The 16528-nt window shown below is 71.1% G+C and carries 16 protein-coding genes and 1 pseudogene; 10 read left to right on the forward strand and 7 right to left on the reverse strand.

Features of this window, described 5'->3' with window-relative positions:
* Positions 1–611: 611 nt before the first annotated feature.
* Both ACFFNX_RS07360 and ACFFNX_RS07365 read right to left on the reverse strand, forming a co-directional pair.
* Positions 612–896: a nucleoside phosphorylase-I family protein gene (locus ACFFNX_RS07360; protein ID WP_378197216.1), complete on the reverse strand. Its 285-nt coding sequence runs from the start codon at positions 894–896 to the stop codon at positions 612–614.
* Positions 897–1054: 158 nt separating this feature from the next.
* Positions 1055–1579, reverse strand: coding sequence for a MarR family winged helix-turn-helix transcriptional regulator (locus ACFFNX_RS07365; protein ID WP_378197219.1), 525 nt, complete (start codon positions 1577–1579; stop codon positions 1055–1057).
* Positions 1580–1921: 342 nt separating this feature from the next.
* On the opposite strand from ACFFNX_RS07365, the gene ACFFNX_RS07370 reads away from it, so the two are divergent.
* The 5 genes from ACFFNX_RS07370 to ACFFNX_RS07390 are packed head-to-tail and all read left to right on the forward strand — an operon-like array spanning position 1922 to position 6014.
* Entirely contained in the window at positions 1922–2881 is a 960-nt protein-coding gene (locus tag ACFFNX_RS07370; protein ID WP_378197222.1) for an ABC transporter substrate-binding protein, read from the forward strand.
* The gene (locus ACFFNX_RS07375; protein ID WP_378197226.1) at positions 2878–3708 is read left to right on the forward strand and encodes an ABC transporter permease; all 831 of its coding nucleotides are present in this window, start codon (positions 2878–2880) and stop codon (positions 3706–3708) included. The genes ACFFNX_RS07370 and ACFFNX_RS07375 overlap by 4 nt, the downstream gene beginning before the upstream one ends.
* On the forward strand, positions 3705–4487 hold the full coding sequence (locus tag ACFFNX_RS07380; RefSeq protein ID WP_378197229.1) for an ABC transporter permease: 783 nt from the start codon (positions 3705–3707) through the stop codon (positions 4485–4487). Before ACFFNX_RS07375 ends, ACFFNX_RS07380 begins: the two co-directional genes overlap by 4 nt.
* Before the next feature lies 1 nt (position 4488).
* Positions 4489–5313 carry an ABC transporter ATP-binding protein gene (locus ACFFNX_RS07385; RefSeq protein ID WP_378197232.1) on the forward strand — a complete coding sequence of 275 codons (825 nt, stop codon included), beginning with the start codon at positions 4489–4491 and terminating at the stop codon, positions 5311–5313.
* 47 nt (positions 5314–5360) lie between these two features.
* Positions 5361–6014 (forward strand): GntR family transcriptional regulator, encoded by a 654-nt coding sequence (locus tag ACFFNX_RS07390; RefSeq protein WP_378197234.1) that lies wholly within the window; start codon positions 5361–5363, stop codon positions 6012–6014.
* A 20-nt stretch (positions 6015–6034) separates the two neighbouring features.
* Here ACFFNX_RS07390 and ACFFNX_RS07395 read toward each other — a convergent pair whose 3' ends face one another.
* From ACFFNX_RS07395 to ACFFNX_RS07410, 4 genes are all read right to left on the reverse strand, one after another.
* Positions 6035–6988 carry a catechol 2,3-dioxygenase gene (locus tag ACFFNX_RS07395; RefSeq protein WP_378197237.1) on the reverse strand — a complete coding sequence of 318 codons (954 nt, stop codon included), beginning with the start codon at positions 6986–6988 and terminating at the stop codon, positions 6035–6037.
* Positions 6985–8061 (reverse strand): 4-oxalomesaconate tautomerase, encoded by a 1077-nt coding sequence (locus ACFFNX_RS07400; protein ID WP_378197240.1) that lies wholly within the window; start codon positions 8059–8061, stop codon positions 6985–6987. Before ACFFNX_RS07400 ends, ACFFNX_RS07395 begins: the two co-directional genes overlap by 4 nt.
* A gap of 151 nt (positions 8062–8212) precedes the next feature.
* On the reverse strand, positions 8213–9166 hold the full coding sequence (locus ACFFNX_RS07405) for a YhfZ family protein (RefSeq protein WP_378197243.1): 954 nt from the start codon (positions 9164–9166) through the stop codon (positions 8213–8215).
* A gap of 27 nt (positions 9167–9193) precedes the next feature.
* The gene (locus ACFFNX_RS07410) at positions 9194–10597 is read right to left on the reverse strand and encodes an FAD-binding oxidoreductase (RefSeq protein ID WP_378197246.1); all 1404 of its coding nucleotides are present in this window, start codon (positions 10595–10597) and stop codon (positions 9194–9196) included.
* A gap of 232 nt (positions 10598–10829) precedes the next feature.
* Here ACFFNX_RS07410 and ACFFNX_RS07415 point away from each other — a divergent pair, with 232 nt between their 5' ends.
* Positions 10830–11594, forward strand: coding sequence for an ATP-binding cassette domain-containing protein (locus ACFFNX_RS07415; protein ID WP_378197249.1), 765 nt, complete (start codon positions 10830–10832; stop codon positions 11592–11594).
* A gap of 8 nt (positions 11595–11602) precedes the next feature.
* On the opposite strand, the gene ACFFNX_RS07420 is transcribed toward ACFFNX_RS07415, so the two are convergent.
* Positions 11603–12802, reverse strand: a complete 1200-nt coding sequence (locus ACFFNX_RS07420) for an IS110 family RNA-guided transposase (RefSeq protein WP_378197252.1) — start codon at positions 12800–12802, stop codon at positions 11603–11605.
* 363 nt (positions 12803–13165) lie between these two features.
* On the opposite strand from ACFFNX_RS07420, the gene ACFFNX_RS07425 reads away from it, so the two are divergent.
* The 4 genes and pseudogenes from ACFFNX_RS07425 to ACFFNX_RS07440 form a co-directional block, all read left to right on the forward strand.
* Positions 13166–14191, forward strand: coding sequence for an ABC transporter permease (locus ACFFNX_RS07425; RefSeq protein WP_378197255.1), 1026 nt, complete (start codon positions 13166–13168; stop codon positions 14189–14191).
* Between the two features lie 36 nt (positions 14192–14227).
* Positions 14228–15214, forward strand: a pseudogene (locus tag ACFFNX_RS07430) (ABC transporter substrate-binding protein).
* A gap of 59 nt (positions 15215–15273) precedes the next feature.
* Positions 15274–16119 (forward strand): class I fructose-bisphosphate aldolase, encoded by an 846-nt coding sequence (locus ACFFNX_RS07435; RefSeq protein WP_378197258.1) that lies wholly within the window; start codon positions 15274–15276, stop codon positions 16117–16119.
* A 36-nt stretch (positions 16120–16155) separates the two neighbouring features.
* Positions 16156–16528: carbohydrate kinase family protein (locus tag ACFFNX_RS07440; RefSeq protein ID WP_378197261.1), on the forward strand; the 373-nt coding region annotated here is incomplete at its 3' end.

Genomic DNA, 16528 nt, shown 5'->3' on the forward strand with positions numbered 1-16528 from the left:
CCTCCGGCCACTGACCGGCCCGATCCTCTACGGCGTTCCCGGGGTGGTGGGTCTGGCCGTCTGTCGGGCCTGGCCTTCGTGCCTGTATCGGCCGTCGGGGTCGCCTTGGCTGGGGTGGTGCTGGTCAGTGGTGTTTCCGGGGTGGTGGGTCTGGCTGTCTGTCGTGCCTGGCCTTCGTGCCTGGATCGGCCGTCGGGGTCATCTTGGCTGGGGTGGTGCTGGTCAGTGGTGTTTCCGGGGTGGTGGGTCCGGCCGTCTGTCGGGCCCGGTCTCCATGCCCGCATCGCTCGCCGGGGTCGGCGGTGTCGGTCATCGGCCTGGCGCACCAGACGGTCCGGCATCCGCGAGGCCGGGCCCTCGAAGAGCCGGGCGGTCAGCGGCTTCGGTGCGCGGCGGCGTACTGGGGGAGCGGCCCGACCATGAAGGCCGCGGCCTGCTGCCACCGCCGGCTGTCGGCGGCGTTCTGTTCCTCGCGGACGGTGTGGCCGATCTCGCGGATGGGAATGCGCCGCCTGGGCGAGCCCGGCGTCCTCGGGCGTGATCGCTGCCGCGTCGTTGCAGCCGTCGCGGAGGGCCGGGCGAGCGGTGAGGCCGAATCGCGCAGGCCCACCTCACCGGCGGCGACGGACGCGAAATGAAACGCCCGGCGTCCGGGAACCGGCGGACGGCGGCGTGGTCCAGCACCGGGCCCGCGCCACATCGTGGGCGAGTTGGAGCAGTTGGTGGGCCGTCTCCCAGCTACGCGGAAGCCGTCGTCGCCCTCCCGCGGCGTGGACACGGTCGGCGACGACCACGTCGCCCAGCCCGAGCTCGTCGTCCGGCGCTCCGGCGATCCCCGCGAACCCCACGGCGGCCGGGGCGAAGGCCGAGCTCGAACGCCCGGTGAGCGCGGCCACGGCCCGTTTCCCTCTCCGTCGCCGCCAACCCGAGACCGGGAGCTCCGCCACGGCCTGGTTTCCCTCTCCGGCACCGGCCGCCAACCTGAGACTGCGCGTTCCGGCCGGAGGGTGGCCTGTCGCGAACGTGTCGGACTCCGACGCTGCGGCCCGTGGGTTCACGTGGCGTCGCGGCGTTTGCGCGGGGTGGCGGAGCGGGGTGGCCGGGCACGCATGTGGTCGCGTACGCGGGCCATGATGTCGCCGAGCTGACGCACGTCATCGGCGGTCAGGGGGTCGAACAGCAGCCGGCGGGAGACCTGGACGTGGCCGGGCAGGACGCGGTGGAACAGGTCGCGGCCGTCCTGGGTGATGGCGACCAGGGTGGCGCGGTCGTCGTCCGGGTCGGGGCCGCGGGTGATCAGGCCGGCCTTCTCCAGCAGCCCGGCCTGGTAGGTCAGGCCGCTGCGGCTGTAGACGACGCCGTCGGCCAGCTGCGTCATGGTCAGCGGGCCGGGGGTGTGGGCGAGGCGGGCCAGCACCTCGAACTGCACGTAGCTGATGCCGCCCTCGGTGCGGAGCTGCCGTTCGACCTGGTGCTGGAGCAGGCTGACGGCCTCCAGGAGCACGAAGTAGGTCCCGAGCTGGGCGGGGTCGAGCGGTTCGACATCGCCGGACCCGGCGGCGGGGCGGGCGTCGGTCATTCCCTCACCGTACATGTTGCGAATTCAAAGTAGCCGCGGAGCGCGCCCGGCGCGACGGGTTCCGGCGGTACGGCTCGGTGAGCTGCGGCATTGCCGGTCGAAGAAGCGCAACCAAGCTGATGTACCACTTTGGCAAACGAATCGTTGACAATCCTGTTGAAGATTTCTAGCATCATCGTCACGCCAACGGTGCCATCGGGGAGTGCGGCCGTCGGTCGATCGGCTCCTCGCGCGCCGGCCGTCCGGCTGAGGCCGTTCCGTGCCGGTGGAGCGGCCGACGACGCGCCGACCCGCGGTCGTGTCGACCGCCGATGTCAGCTCACCCTCGTCCTGGAGAGCACCGTGACAAGAATCCGTGCGGCTCTGGCCGCCGCCGCCTCCTCCGTACTCCTCCTCGCCGCGTGTGGATCGGGGCAGGGGGCTGAATCCTCCGGCAAGGGCCCGGCCACGGTGAAGATCAGCGTCATTCCCATCGTCGACGTGGCACCGGTCTACCTGGGGAACCAGCAGGGCTTCTTCGCCGAGCAGGGGCTGAAACTTCAGATCGAGACGGCCCAGGGCGGGGCCGCGATCGTGCCGGCCGTGGTCAGCGGGCAGGTCGACTTCGGGTTCAGCAACTACACGTCGCTGATCATCGCCCGGTCCAAGGGGCTGCCGCTCAAGGTCGTCGCGTCGGGCAACGCCTCGACCGGCGTCAAGGGCAAGGACTTCGGCGGGGTGGTCGTGAAGGCCGGCAGCCCGATCAGGTCGGCCAAGGACCTCGCCGGCAAGCGCGTCGCGGTCAACACCCTGAACAACATCAACGACACCACCGTCCGGGCGTCGATCCGGGCCGCCGGCGGTGACGCGAAGAACGTGAGGTTCACCGAACTGGCGTTCCCGGACATGCAGGCCGCCCTGGACAAGGGGAACGTCGACGCGATCCAGGTCGTCGAGCCCTTCCTCACCACCGCGCTCAAGGGCGGCGGGCGGCTGGTCGCGTCCAACTACGTCGACACCGCCCCGAACCTGACCATCGCCGCGTACTTCACCTCGCAGAAGACGGCCGCCGCAAAGCCCGACCTGGTCAAGCGGTTCACCGCGGCGATGCAGAAGTCCCTGCGGTACGCGGACGCGAACCCGGACGCGGTGCGCAAGATCCTGGGCAGCTATACCAAGATCGACCCGTCGGTGACGAGCGCGCTCACGCTGCCGAAGTACCCGTCGCAGGTCAACAGTGCCGGGCTGCAGACCCTGGAGAACCTCGCCGCGCAGGACGGGCTGATCACCAAGACCCCGGACGTCAAGGACCTGCTGCCGTGACGGCGGCGGTGACGGCGGACGCGACGGGCGACGGCCGGGGCGGACGCCGCCACCGCTCCGTGCCCGCCTGGGGACTCGGCCTGGCCGGTCTCGCGGTGCTGATGGCGGTCGTGGAGCTGGTACCCCGGACGGGGCTGGTGCGCGAGCGGTTCCTGCCGCCGTTCAGCGCCATGGTCTCCGCGCTGGCCGACGAGACCGGGACCGGAGCGTTCTGGCGCGCCCTGCTGGAGACGCTGCGCGGCTGGGCGATCGGACTGGCGATCGCGACGGTCGCGGGCGTGGTGCTGGGCATCGTGATCGGCGGCCTTCCGGTGGTACGGGCGGCGATGACCTCGACGATCGAGTTCCTGCGCCCGATCCCGTCGGTGGCGCTGATCCCGCTGGCCGTGCTGCTCTACGGCACCACGATGCGCTCGACGCTCCTGCTGGTCGTCTACGCCGCGTTCTGGCAGGTGCTCGTGCAGGTCCTGTACGGCGTGCGGGACGTGGACCCGGTGGCCCGCGAGACCGCGCGCTCCTACCGCTTCCGCCCGCTGACGCAGGTGCGCACGGTCATCTGGCCGACCGCCCTGCCGTACGTGATGACCGGGCTCCGGCTCGGGGCGGCGGTCGCGCTGATCCTGGAGATCACCGGCGAGCTGGTCATCGGGTCGCCGGGGCTCGGCCGGCAGATCGCCGTGGCACAGGGTTCGGACGCGGTCCCCACGATGTACGCGCTGGTGGTCGTGGTCGGGCTGGTCGGCGTCGTCGTCAACGTGGGCGTGCGCGCCATCGAGCGCCGGGTCCTGCGGTGGCATCCGTCGGTCCGCCGGGAGGTGGTGTCGTGAGCGTCCTGAGCGTGGTGCGTAGGGCCGTCCTCCTGCTCGCCGTTCCGGTCATCCTCTTCTGGGCATGGTGGCTGGCGACGGCGCACAGCACCGACTTCTTCTGGCCGCCGCTGCGCCAGATCCTGGGCACGTTCGACGACACCTGGTTCCACGGCCGGCTCACCACCGACGTGCTGCCCAGCCTGCTCCGGCTGATCGCCGGCTACGCCCTGGCCCTGGTGCTGGGAGTGGGCCTCGGCGTCGCGATCGGCTCGGTGCGCGTGCTCCGTGCCCTGCTGGAGCCGGTCCTGGAGTTCTTCCGGGCGATCCCCTCGCCCGTACTGGTGCCGGTTCTGATGCTGTTCGCCGGCATCGGGAACGAGATGAAGATCCTGGTGATCGTCTCAGGATGCGTATGGCCGATCCTGCTGAACACCGTCGAGGGCGTGCGCGCGCTCGACGAGGTACTGAGCGACACCGCCCGCTGCTACCGGATGCGCCGGCGTTCGCGGCTCATCCACCTGGTCCTGCGGGGAGCGAGCCCCCAGATCGCCGCCGGCGCGCGGCAGGCGCTGTCCATCGGGATCATCCTGATGGTGATCAGTGAGATGTTCGCCGCGAGCAACGGGGTGGGCTTCACCATCATCCAGTTCCAGCGCAGCTTCTCGATCCCGCAGATGTGGAGCGGGATCATCCTGCTCGGGCTGATCGGCATCGCCCTGTCGGCCGTCTTCCAGGTGGTCGAGGCCCGGGTGCTGAGCTGGTACACCGGCCTGCGCCGCGCACAGCGAGAGGGATGAGATGACCACCACACCGACCGGGACCGCGGAGGACACCGCCGCGCTGCTGGACGTCCGCGCGCTGCGGAAGGTCTACCAGGGCAGGGGGCGCGGCGTCGAAGCGGTCAGCGACCTGAGCTTTACCGTGGACGCGGGCGAGCTGGTCTGCATCGTCGGGCCGTCCGGCGCGGGCAAGACCACGCTGCTGCGATGCGTCGCCGGCCTCCTGGACTGCACCTCCGGAGAGGTGGTGCTCGAAGGGCAGAAGGTGACCGGCCCGCCCGTGGGAATGGCCGTGGTCTTCCAGGAGTACGGCCGGAGCCTCTTTCCCTGGATGACCGTACGCGAGAACGTCGAGCGTCCGCTGAAGGAGAAGAAGGTCCCCAGGGCCGAACGGCAGCGGCTCGTACGGGAGGCGCTGGAGGCCGTCGGCCTGGCCGAGGTGCACGATGCCCACCCCTGGCAGCTGTCGGGAGGCATGCAGCAGCGCGTGGCGATCGCCCGCGCGGTCGCCTACGAACCCCACATCCTGCTGATGGACGAGCCCTTCGCCGCCGTGGACGCCCAGACCCGCGCCGATCTCGAAGACCTCGTGCGCGCCCTCTGGAAACGCCTCGGAGTCACCGTCCTGTTCGTCACCCACGACATCGACGAGTCGGTCTACCTGGGACAGCGCGTCATCGTCTTGTCGAACTCCCCGACGGTCGTGCTGGAGGATGTCACGATCGACCTGCCCGACGAGCGTGACCAGCTCACCACGCGTTCCGCCCCCCACTTCGCCGAACTGCGGGCCCACGTCTACAGACTCATCCAGCAGGCGAAGGAAGGCCACCGGCCGGCGGGCTGAAGGTCTGGACACGGGCGGATCGCCGACGCGTCCGCGAGCGAGGAAGCATGCCAACGCACGAGCAGACCACGGACGCCGAGCACATCGACATCACCGCCGCGATCCGGAAGGCGATCGTCCAAGGTGACTTCGCGCCCAACCAGCGCCTGGTCGAGGCGGACCTGTCCGAGCAGTTCGGCGTCAGCCGGGGCGGCGTACGCGCGGCGCTGTTCGAGCTGACCAACGAGGGCCTGGTCGAACGGATCCAGCACCGCGGCGCCCGGGTCCGCGCCGTCACCCTGGACGAGGCGATCGAGATCTCCGAGGTGCGCATGGTCGTGGAGGGCCTGTGCGCCGCCAAGGCCGCCGAGCACGTCTCCGACGAGCAGATCGCCGAACTCCGCGGCATCGAGGAGGCCATGCGCACCGCCGTCGCGGACGGTCACGTGGTGCGGTACTCCGAACTCAACAAGGCCCTCCACGGGCGGATCATCGAGATCAGCGGTCAGCACACCGCCGCCGAGGTGCTGCGGCGGCTACGCGCGCAGAACGTCCGGCACCAGTTCCGGCTGGCCCTGGTGCCCGGCCGCCCGAACGTCTCGCTCGCCGAGCACCTCGCCATCATCGACGCGATCTGCGGCCGTGCGCCGGACGCGGCCGAGCGGGCGGCCCGCGCCCATCTGACCAGCGTCATCAAGGCGCTTCGCGCCGTACCGGCCTGACCGGAGCCGCCGCGCGGCGGCTACCCGGCGGGAACGGGCGGGGTGCCGTGGGTGTGGAACGACTCGATGGTCTTCAGACCCCAGGCCTGGCCCTTGGCGCGTTCGGCCTCGGTCCAGGTGATCGGCTTCCAGTCGGGCGCCAGCACCAGGCGTGCGCCCGGGTTGCAGAGCTCGATGCGGTTGCCGCCGGGCTCGTAGACGTAGAGGAAGAAGGTCTGCTGGATGGCGTGCTTGTGCGGGCCGGTCTCGAGGAACACGTCGTTGTCGAGGAAGATGTCGGCGGCGCGGAGGATGTCCTCACGGGTGTCGGTCGCGAAGGCGATGTGGTGCAGGCGGCCGTTCGTGCCGGTCCGGTCGCGCGTGTAGACGATGTCGTAGGACTTGTTGGTGAAGTGCAGCCAGCGTCCGGCGATGACGCCGCTGTCGAGCCGGATCTGCTCGGTGGTGCGGCCGCCGAGTGCGTCCTGCAGGAACTCGGTGCTCGGCTCGACCTCGGCGGCCAGGAAGTTGACGTGGTCGAGGCGGCGGACGCACACGCCCATCGCGGGGTAGGCCTGCGCCTGGTTCTTCAGCGACGGCTTCAGCTCGGGCGGCGGCCGGTACCACTCGCTCTCCCAGTACAGCTCCAGCTCGTGACCGTCGGGGTCGCGGAAGACGTAGGTGGGGCCGATGCCGGGGTCGCCGTCGCGCCAGCCGACGCCCAGCCCCGCGTCCTCGATCGCCTTGACGCGCCGCTCGAGCGCCTCCTGCGACCACGTCCGCAGCGCGGTACGGCGGATCCCGGAGGTGCCGTGCGCGGTGAGCTTGAGCGTGTGGTGCTCGTAGTCGTCCCAGGTGCGCAGGTAGACCGAGTCGCCCTCGGCGCCGACCTCGGTCAGGCCCATGACGCGGGTGAAGAACCACCGGCTCCTGTCCGGTTCGGGCGTCAGCAGTTCGACGTTGCCGAGGTGGGCGATCTCGTGGGTGATGGTCACCGGGACCTCCGGGGAAAGACGGTTCCGTCCAGGAGCCTGCGGGCCGTACGGACGACGCTGGACCGCCGTACCGACGTTCCGTCGAGTTCGACCTCGACGTCCAGCCGGCCGGTGGGATGCTCGATGCTCATCGGCGCGCCCGGTGCCGGAGGCCGGGCGAGGTCGTGGCCGACCGCGCCGTCCATCAGCAGCGCGGTCGCCACCGTGACGGCGCCGAGCACACCGATCGAGGTGTGGACGCGCAGCGGGATGAAGGTGCGGGTGCAGATCATCCCGCCCTCGCGGGGCGGCGCCACCAGCGTCGTCTTGGGGACGGAGCCGGCGGACACGTCGCCCAGCCCCATCAGCCTCCCGGCCCGCAGCCGCAGCGACTGGATCCGCTCGCGCAGTGCCTCGTCGCCCGCCAGGTCGGCGACGGTCTCATGACCGGTGATGCCCAGGTCGGATGCCGTGGCGACGACGACGGGCATACCGTTGTCGACGCAGGTGACCTCGATGCCGTCGACGGTGTCGCGGACGTTCCCGGTCGGCAGCAGCGCGCCACAGGCCGAGCCCTCGGTGTTCTCGAAGTTCAAGACGATCGGCGCCGCGGTGCCGGGCACGCCGGAGATCGCGGTGTCCCCGTCGTACCGGGGGACGCCGCCCGGGGTGGGGAACCCCGCGGTGACGATGCCGCCGGAGTTGACCATCCGGATCCGCACACTCGTACGCTCCGGCCCGGCCGCGACCAGACCGCGCTCGACCGCGAACGGCCCGATCCCGGCCAGGATGTTGCCGCAGTTCTGCCGGTCGGACACCGTCGGCTCGTCGACTCCGAGCTGCAGGAAGAGGTAGTCGACGTCGATGCCGGGAGCACCGGCCGGGGAGACGACCGCGACCTTGCTGGTGAGCGGGTGCGCGCCGCCGATGCCGTCGATCTGCCGGGGATCGGGCGTGCCCATCACCCGCAGGAGCAGCTCGTCACGTTCGGCCGGGTCCGCGGGCAGGTCCTCGGCGAGGAAGTAGGCGCCTTTGGACGTCCCGCCGCGCATCACCATGCAGCGGATGCCGTCCGTCGTGCTCCCGCCGCTCATGACCGGCCGCAACCCTTCTCGCCGTAGGTCCGGGACAGGGCGAGCGCCCCGACTCATGATGGCAATCTGGCTCCAAAATTGTCAACAATTCTGCCTCGAATCCTGGCATGGCAGCGGCCGGCGTCGGGATCGGGATCGGCTCGCGAGACGGTCAGCGGGGCCAGAGGCGGCCGGGTTCGTCGTCGGCGGTCCGGAGCAGTTCGTTCTGGCGCCGGGTGATCGCTGCCGGGCGGACCGCACGGAGCAGCGCGTTCGTGCACGCGTCGTTCGCGCGGGTGACGAGCACGGCGCGGCAGATGCTCTCGGAGTCCTCGTGGCCAGTGCCGAGGTCGAGCGGGCGCAGTGTCAGACCCGCCAGCTCGGGCGGGATCACGGTGGGCATGGCGTGCCAGATCGCCGTGTCGATGTCGCCGGCGAGGACCGCGGCCGGGGCGCGGACGAACGAGCAGTCGGCGAACCGTACACGGCGGCCGGCGAAGGCCTCGCGGCTGAGGCGCTCGTGGTCGTAGGAGGAGCGGTCGATGCCCACCACGAGCGGGTCGCGCGGCGGCCGGTCGCGGTGTTCGACGACGACCAGGGAGCCGGGGGAGTAGAAGGTGTTCGGCCCGAGGTCGGCGCCGAGCAGCCCGGGCAGCGTCTCGCGGTGGTGCTCCAGCGCTCCGGCCGAGGTGAGCGTCGCGTGCGCCCGCTCCTGGTGGACCTCGGTCAGCCGGTTCTGCGCGCCGCGCAGGAAGTCGACGACCAGCGCCACGCCGAGGCGGCGAAGCGTGTCCTGGACGACCTCGATCGTGCCCTGCTGCTCGACGGGGCCCGGGGGCGGCATCACCAGCCGGAAGTTGCCGAGGTCGGCGGCGTTCCACAGCCGGCCGACGTCCCGGCCGACGACGACGGTGCCGTGGCGGCCGCGCGGCTCCAGCCGGACGGCGCCGTCGTCCTCCATGGTCCGCAGGGCCTTCACGACGGTGCCGGTGCCGGCTCCGGCGCGCGCCTGGAGCTCGGCGAGCGTCGGGATGCGCTGGCCGACCTCGCGGGTCAGGAGCATCCGCGCGACGGCGACGACGACATCGGGCTTGGTGAAGGAGTTCGCGGTCTTGCGGGTGGTCATGGACCTCATCGTGGCTGGCGTCGTTTCCTATTCCGGGTCAAGGCCGAGCTTGCCGGGGTTCAGGAGATGGCCGGGGTCGAGCGCGTCCTTGATACGTCGCAGGATCTCATGTCCGCCGCCCAGTGACTGCGCGACCCAGGGCTGCCGGGCGAGGCCTCCGCCGTGATGGTGGGAGACCTCGCCGTGGTGCGCCACGACGACCTTCATCGCGCGGGCCCAGATCTCCTCCAGCCGGGAGAGCGCGGTCCGGTCGTCCCCGGCACGGCCGAGGAGGATCAGGTAGAGCGACGAGCCCTGGTCATAGATGTGGGAGAAGTGGCCGAGGGTCTCCTCCGCGAGCGGGGTCAGCTCACGCCGGAGGTCGTGGTACATCGGCTCCAGGCGGGACCAGAGGTTCGCGACCTCGATCGTCTCGGCGTACCCGCCGGGCTCGGCGAGCCGGCTCTCGATGGACGAGAAGTCGTACCGGCGTGCCATCCAGGCGTCGACGGGTTCCGCGCCGAGGCTCACGCCGCCGGCGGACAGCACGACCTCGGCCGACGCCGCGTGCTCGGCGCGGGCGACGTCGCCGATCCCCTCGTGGCCGAGGAACAGCACCGGAGAACCGTGCGGGCCCTCCGGCACCGCGTGACGCGCCTCGGCGGCGTCGTAGAACCGTACGAGCGCGGGGCGGAGGCCGGTCTGGCCGATGGTCCGCATCACCGTGAGGCCGGCCGTGACCGAGGGAAGCGTGAACGCCTCCAGCGACCGGTGCGGTGAGCGGGAGAAGATCTTGAGCGTCACCGCGGTGATGATGCCGAGCGTGCCCTCCGAGCCGAGGAACACGGCGCGCAGGTCCGGCCCCATCGCGGCCCGGGGCCGCTGTTCGACCTGGGCGACCGTGCCGTCGGCCAGCACCACCTGGTAGCCGACGACGAGGTCCTCGATGCCGCCGTAGCGGCTGGAGAACTGGCCGGTGGCACGGGTGGCCAGCCAGCCGCCCACGGTGGAGCGGGCCAGCGACTGCGGCGAGTGGTTCAGCGTGTAGCCGCGCCGGTCCAGCCAGGACTCCAGGTCGGAGCCGCGTACCCCGGCGGGCGCGGTGACCGTGTGGTCGATCTCGCTGAGCGACGGCTCGCCGACGAGCCCGGACAGGTCGAGCACGATGCCGCCGCGTACCGGGAGCGGCTGTCCCGTCACCGACGACCCGAGGCCCCAGGGCGTGACGGGCGTCCGGTGCTCGCTCGCGGTCCGCACCGTCGCCACGACCGTCTCCACGCTGTCGGCGCGTACGACGACGTCGGGCCGGTGGGGGTGCCGGCCGAGCTTGGCCCACACCGTCGCGACCGGCCACGTGTCGTGACTGCGCGCGTCGAGTTCGGTCGCGTCGGTCCGCACCGCCTCGGTGCCGACGGCACGGCGGAGGTGCTCGACCAAGGCGGAGTCAGGCATGGCGGCTCCCGGTTCGATGAGGCGGGCCTTCGATGTCGATGTGCCTTGCGGACGAGGCACGCAACGCAGCTAATACTCAACTTTCTGAGTTGTCAAACACTCTCGCTGAAGAGCGCGAAGTCGCTGTAAGACCAGCACTTGACACCGACAAGGCAGGTTTCTACAGTCCGATAATCAGTTTTCTGATCGAACATGGTTTTTGATCGAACACAGCCAGCGAGGAGTCAGGCCGATGAGCGCTCTCCTGCTCGAGGCACGGGGCATCGTCAAACGGTTCGGCGGGGTCGAGGCCCTACGGGGCGCCGCCTTCTCCGTACGTCCGGGCGAGGTGGTCGCCCTCATGGGTGACAACGGGGCGGGCAAGAGCACGCTCATCAAGACCATCTGCGGCGTCCACGCCCCGGACGCCGGCCAGGTGATCTTCGACTGCAGGCGGATCGACGGCCTCTCGCCCCGCGAGATCCAGGCGCTCGGCGTCCAGACCGTCTACCAGGACCTCGCGCTGGCGCCGGATCTCGACACGGCCGCCAACCTCTACCTCGGCCGCGAGCTGTCCGCCCCCGGGCTGCTCGGGGCGCTCGGCGTCCTGGCGAAGAAGGCCATGGCGGCGCACGCCGACCAGGTCCTCAAGGACCTGCGGGTGTCGATCAAGGATCCGTCGGCGCCGGTCGCGATGCTGTCCGGAGGCCAGCAGCAGAGTGTCGCGGTCGCCCGCGCGGTGACCTGGGCCGACCGCCTCGTCGTGATGGACGAGCCGACGGCCGCCCTCGGCGTGCCCCAGACCCGCGCGGTGCTCGACCTGATCCGCGCCGTCCGCGACTCGGGCCGGTCCGTGGTCCTCATCAGCCACAGCCTGCCCGACGTCATGGCGGTCTCCGACCGGATCGAGGTGCTCCGGCTCGGCCGCCGCGTCGCCCGGTTCGTCACCGCCGAGACCGGCGAAGAGCAGGTCGTCGGCGCGATGACGGGCGCGTTCACCCAGGAGGAGGCTGCCTAATGCATCTGTCAAGCAGCTCGCACGTAGTCGGTGTCGTAGGGAGTTCGGTTGCGCAGGATTGCGTGCAGGACGTTGACGCGGCGGCGGGCCAGGGCGATGACGGCTTCGTGGTGGGTTTTCCCTTCAGCGCGTTTTCGCTGGTAGAAGGCTTTGCTGGCGGGCGCGCAGCCGATGGAGATGAACGCGGACTGGTAGAAGACCCGCTTGAGGGTCTTGTCTCCGGCGGTGGGTCGCTGCTGGTAGCGGACCTTGCCGGACTGTTTGAGGACGGGGGCCAGGCCTGCGGCGGAGGCGAGCCGGTCGGCGGTGGTGAAGCGGCCGATGCCGCCGGTGACGGCGAGGAACTCGGCGGTCAAGATGGCCCCCATGCCGGGCAGGCTGCGGATGAGGGCTGCGTCAGGGTGGCGTGCCAGCACCGCCTCGATGCGCTTGTCGAGGTCCTTGATGCGGTCCTTGGCTGCCAGGGCCTCACCGGCCAGTTCCCGGACCAGTGCGGCGGCGACGTCCTCGGCGGGGACGCTGATCTGCTGGGCCCAGGCCGATGCGGTGGCGGCCTGGGCGAGTGTGACCAGGCCGGCGTCCTTGACATGCTGGAGTGTGCGCAGGTGGGCGAGCAGGCCGTCACTGCCCGCGGCGCGGATCTGGGCCGGGGTGACATAGCGGGTCAGCAGGTGCAGCCCGGTCTTGCTGGTCACGTCCACCAAGCGTTCCAGGCCGGGGTGGATGGAGGTCAGCAGGTCCCGGAGCCGGGCGGCACTGCGGGTAGCGTCGGTGACCAGTTCGCTGCGGCGGCCGGTCAGCAGCCGCAGTTCCACATCCTCCTCCCGCATCGCGGTGACCTGCCGCAGGTCATCGCGCATCCGGATCTGGTCGGCGATCACCTTGGCGTCCTTGGGGTCGCTCTTGCGCTCCCCGCCGGTGGTGCCACGCCGGGCGCGGTTGACCGCCAGGCCCGGCACGTGCACGACCCTCAGCCCGGCCGCCAGCAGCATCGCCTCCAGCAGCGCGGCGATCCCGCCCAAGATGTCGATGCCGACGGTCGCCGGGCCGTGCTCGACCTCGGCCTGGCGGATCTGTTCGATGAGGTCACCGATGGCCTCGGGGGTGTTGTCGACACGGCGGCTGGCCAAGACCTTCCCGGTCTCGGTGACCTTGATCTCGGCCCAGTGAATCAGCTTGGCCACATCGATGCCTACAGCCAGGGACATACGGGATCTCCCTTCGACGGTGTCCCCTGCACGCAGCCTCTCCCCGCCGTCATCGCCCTACACAGCGATCGATCGCAGTGCCTAATCAGCGGTCAGGAAGAAGCGGTGGGGCAGGGGGACCAGCCTCCTGAACCATCACGGGCAGCCAGCATGAAATCCATCCCTGCCTCACCTGCACCACCCGATCCTCCCGCCTCGTCAGGACTCTCGGGCCTCAGTCAGAAAGGTAGGGCCGCATGAGCGAGCCATCCGGCGCGGCACCCGCGACCGCCTCCCCGGCGAAGGAGGAGGACTGATGACCGAGCGAAGCGAGGGAATCGAGGACACGCCTCGGTGGTCACTCCCTCCGACGAAGGAGGACTCATGACCGCCGGTACGTCGGCCCCCGCCGAGACCGGCACCGCGGGCGGCGAGAGGCGTCCCCGGCGTCGCCGGCTCCTGCTCGGCTCGGCGACCGACATCACCGCGATCCTGCTGGTCATCGTGGTGGTGTTCTCGGTCGCCGACGGGGGTTCGTTCCTGACCCTGGAGAACCTCAGCAACATCCTCATCAGCGCGTCCCTGCTGATCGTGATGGGCGTCGGCGCGACCTTCGTCCTGATCACCGGCGGCGTCGACCTGTCCGTCGGCTCGGTGCTGGTCTTCTCCGGGGTGGTCGCCGGAATGGTGATGCGGGCGATGGGCGGGCAGGGCGTCGGCGTCAGCCTGGTCGGCGTACTCGTCGCGCTCGCCGCGGGCACCGCGTGGGGCATCGTCAACGGGCTGGTGGTCACCAGGCTCCGGGTGCCTCCGCTGATCGCCACCCTGGGCTCGTTCGGCGCGGCCCAGGGGCTCGCGCAGGTCCTCAGCGGCGGCAACGACCTCAAGGACATCCCGAACGAGCTCGTCGACACTCTCGGCGTCGGCCGTCTCGCCGGCGTGCCGTACCTCGTCCTCGTCGCGCTGGTCATCGCGCTGCTCGGCGGCGTGGCGCTCGCGGTCACCCGGTACGGCCGGCGGACGTACGCGATCGGCTCCAACGCCGAGGCGGCGCGCCGCGCCGGCGTCAACGTCGACCGGCACCTGCTGAGCGTGTACGCGTTGGCGGGCACCCTCGCCGGCCTCGCCGGGATCCTCAGCTACGCCGAGTTCGGCTCGACCACCCTGTCGGGGCACGCGACCGACAACCTCAACGTCATCGCCGCGGTCGTCATCGGAGGCACCAGCCTGTTCGGCGGCGTCGGCACGGTCTTCGGCAGCATCATCGGCGCGCTCATCCCCGCCGTCCTGTCCAACGGCCTGGTGATCGTCGGCCTCAACTCCTTCTGGCGCGACTTCGCCGTCGGCGTCGTACTCGTCGTCGCCGTCTACCTCGACCAGCTACGACGACGCCACCGCGCCGCGGGCTGACCGCACCACCTCACCGGTCCGAAGAAAGGAACCCCCATGCGCGTACGCAGCAGAGTGGCCGCGGCGCTCGTTCTGGCGACCGCCACCGCCGGACTGGCCGCCTGCGGCTCCGGCGGCGCCTCCGCAGCCAAGGCCCCGTTCAAGATCGCGTTCGTTCCCGGTGTCGCCAACGACGCCTACTATGGGTCGGTGGCCTGCGGCATCCGGGCCGCGGCCAAGAAGACCGGGTCGAGCGTCAAGGTCCAGGCGCCCAAGTCGTTCACGCCCGCCGACCAGGTCCCCGTCGTCCAGGCGGTCGTCGCCACGAAACCCGACGTCATCATCATCGCCCCCACCGACAGCAAGGCCCTGTACGCCCCGCTCAAGCGGGCCACCGGCCAGGGCATCAAGGTCGTGCTGGTCGACACGACCCTCCAGGACCCCTCGTTGGCCGAGGCCGAGGTCACCTCCGACAACGTCGAGGCGGGGACCGTCGCCGCGCGGACGCTGGCGAAGCTGCTCGGCGGCCGGCCGGGCTCGGTGCTCACCGTCAACCTCTCGGCCGGCGTCACCACGACCGACGACCGCGCGAAGGGCTTCGCCTAGGGGCTCGCGGCGGCGCCGAAGCTGACGTACCTGGGCCAGCAGTACTCCAACAACAGCGTGCAGACCGCCGCCTCCATCGTGTCCGGGACCCTGGCGAAACACCCCGACCTGGCCGGGGTGTTCTCCACCGCCGCGTTCAACACCGAGGGGACCGTCTCGGCGCTGAAGTCGGCGAACAAGAGCAGCGCGGTCACCGTCGTCGGGTTCGACGCGAACCCGCCGGGGATCAAGCAGATCCAGGACGGCCAGGTCGCCGCGCAGGTCGTGCTCAAGCCCTACGACGAGGGCGTCGCCGCCGCCACCCAGGCGGTCAACGCGCTCAGCGGTGCCCCGGTGCGGAAGAAGACCGAGACCGGCGCCCTGGTCGCCACCAAGGACAACCTTCAGACGCCGGAGGTGAAGAAGTACCTCTACAGCTTCACCTGCCCGGCGGGCTGACCGCGCTGATCGGCCCCGCGCGGCCGGACGGCCGCCCGTGACACTGGAGAAAGGCATCGATGGACTCCCGAACCGGTAAGAAGATCCGGCTGGGCCGGCTGCTGTCGCCCGCGACCGGCCGGACCGTGGTGGTGGCCGCCTCGCACGGCGTGATGAGCGGCCCACCGGCCGGGCTGCGCACCGCCGCGCGGATGCGGTCGGTCTTCGGCGAACTCGGCGCCGCCGACGGCGTGATGGTGACGCCCGGCATGCTGCCGCTCCTGGAGGACTTCTACGTCGGCCGCGGCCGGCCCGCGCCGGTGCTCCATCTGGACTGGAAGAACCACGGCAGGCGCATCTACACGCCGGGAACGGACGGCCGGAGCGAGGGCGTCCTGGCCCAGCTCGCCACGCTGGACGAGGTGGCCGCCGCGGGGATCGACGCCGTGATGACCTACCTCTACATCGGCCAGCGCGACAGCCGCCTCGAACGCGACGAGATCGAGCGCAACGCCCGCATCGTCCGCGACGCGGCGAAGGCGGGGATCGGCGTCATCATCGAGCCGCGCTCCGCGCTGGAGAGCGAGGGCGGGGAGCACCTCTCCACGGACGTGCTCTCGCTGTACTGCCGGATCTCCGCCGACATCGGCGCCGACCTGGTCAAGGTGGTCTGGAACGGGTCGGTGGACGACTTCACCCCGGTGGTGGAGGGCTGCCCCGCGCCGATCCTCGTCGCCGGCGGCCCCGGCGGGGACGACGCCCTGTCCACGCTGCGTCTCGCGCATGACTCGATCGCGGCCGGCGCGGCCGGCGTGATGTTCGGCCGCCGGGTGTTCCGCGCGGAGCGCCCGGCGGCGATCCTGGACGGTCTGCGCGACATCGTCCACGAAGGGCTGAGCGTCGAGCAGGCCACGGCCCGCCTCTGAGCGCCCGTGCCGGAAGGTCCAGGAAAGGAGAGGTCTGTGCTGCTCATCGTCGGTGAGGCCATCGTGGCCTACCAGCGCGACCTGGGAGCCGGTGGCACCGACACCGGACAGGCGTTCACCGGCCCCTGGGCCAGCGGCTCACCCGCGATCGCGGCGTACGTCGCCGCCCGGCTCGGCGTCGACACGCGGTTCGTCGGCGGCGTCGGCGCGGACGAGGGCGGACAGGTGATGAGGCGCGCCTTCGAGCGCGCCGGCGTCGGGCTGGAGGGCCTCCGGGTGGTCCCCGGCCTGCGAACCGCCGTCGCGCGCATCACCTATCGCGGCGGCGCGCACCGCGAGTTCGACTTCGACGTACGCGGCACGGCCGCCGGCGCCGTACGCGAGGCCGACCTCAGCACGCTGCCGGAGA

The sequence above is a fragment of the Actinoallomurus acaciae genome (assembly GCF_042429965.1).
Lineage (GTDB): Bacteria > Actinomycetota > Actinomycetes > Streptosporangiales > Streptosporangiaceae > Actinoallomurus > Actinoallomurus acaciae.

Bases quoted from the DNA above. Each gene is read 5' to 3' on its own strand.
- ACFFNX_RS07385 (WP_378197232.1), top strand. From the start codon at position 4,489: ATGACCACCACACCGACCGGGACCGCGGAGGACACCGCCGCGCTGCTG.
- ACFFNX_RS07405 (WP_378197243.1), bottom strand. From the start codon at position 9,166: ATGACCACCCGCAAGACCGCGAACTCCTTCACCAAGCCCGATGTCGTC.
- ACFFNX_RS07420 (WP_378197252.1), bottom strand. From the start codon at position 12,802: ATGTCCCTGGCTGTAGGCATCGATGTGGCCAAGCTGATTCACTGGGCC.
- ACFFNX_RS07410 (WP_378197246.1), bottom strand. From the start codon at position 10,597: ATGCCTGACTCCGCCTTGGTCGAGCACCTCCGCCGTGCCGTCGGCACC.
- ACFFNX_RS07435 (WP_378197258.1), top strand. From the start codon at position 15,274: ATGGACTCCCGAACCGGTAAGAAGATCCGGCTGGGCCGGCTGCTGTCG.
- ACFFNX_RS07425 (WP_378197255.1), top strand. From the start codon at position 13,166: ATGACCGCCGGTACGTCGGCCCCCGCCGAGACCGGCACCGCGGGCGGC.
- ACFFNX_RS07400 (WP_378197240.1), bottom strand. From the start codon at position 8,061: ATGAGCGGCGGGAGCACGACGGACGGCATCCGCTGCATGGTGATGCGC.
- ACFFNX_RS07415 (WP_378197249.1), top strand. From the start codon at position 10,830: ATGAGCGCTCTCCTGCTCGAGGCACGGGGCATCGTCAAACGGTTCGGC.
- ACFFNX_RS07365 (WP_378197219.1), bottom strand. From the start codon at position 1,579: ATGACCGACGCCCGCCCCGCCGCCGGGTCCGGCGATGTCGAACCGCTC.
- ACFFNX_RS07390 (WP_378197234.1), top strand. From the start codon at position 5,361: ATGCCAACGCACGAGCAGACCACGGACGCCGAGCACATCGACATCACC.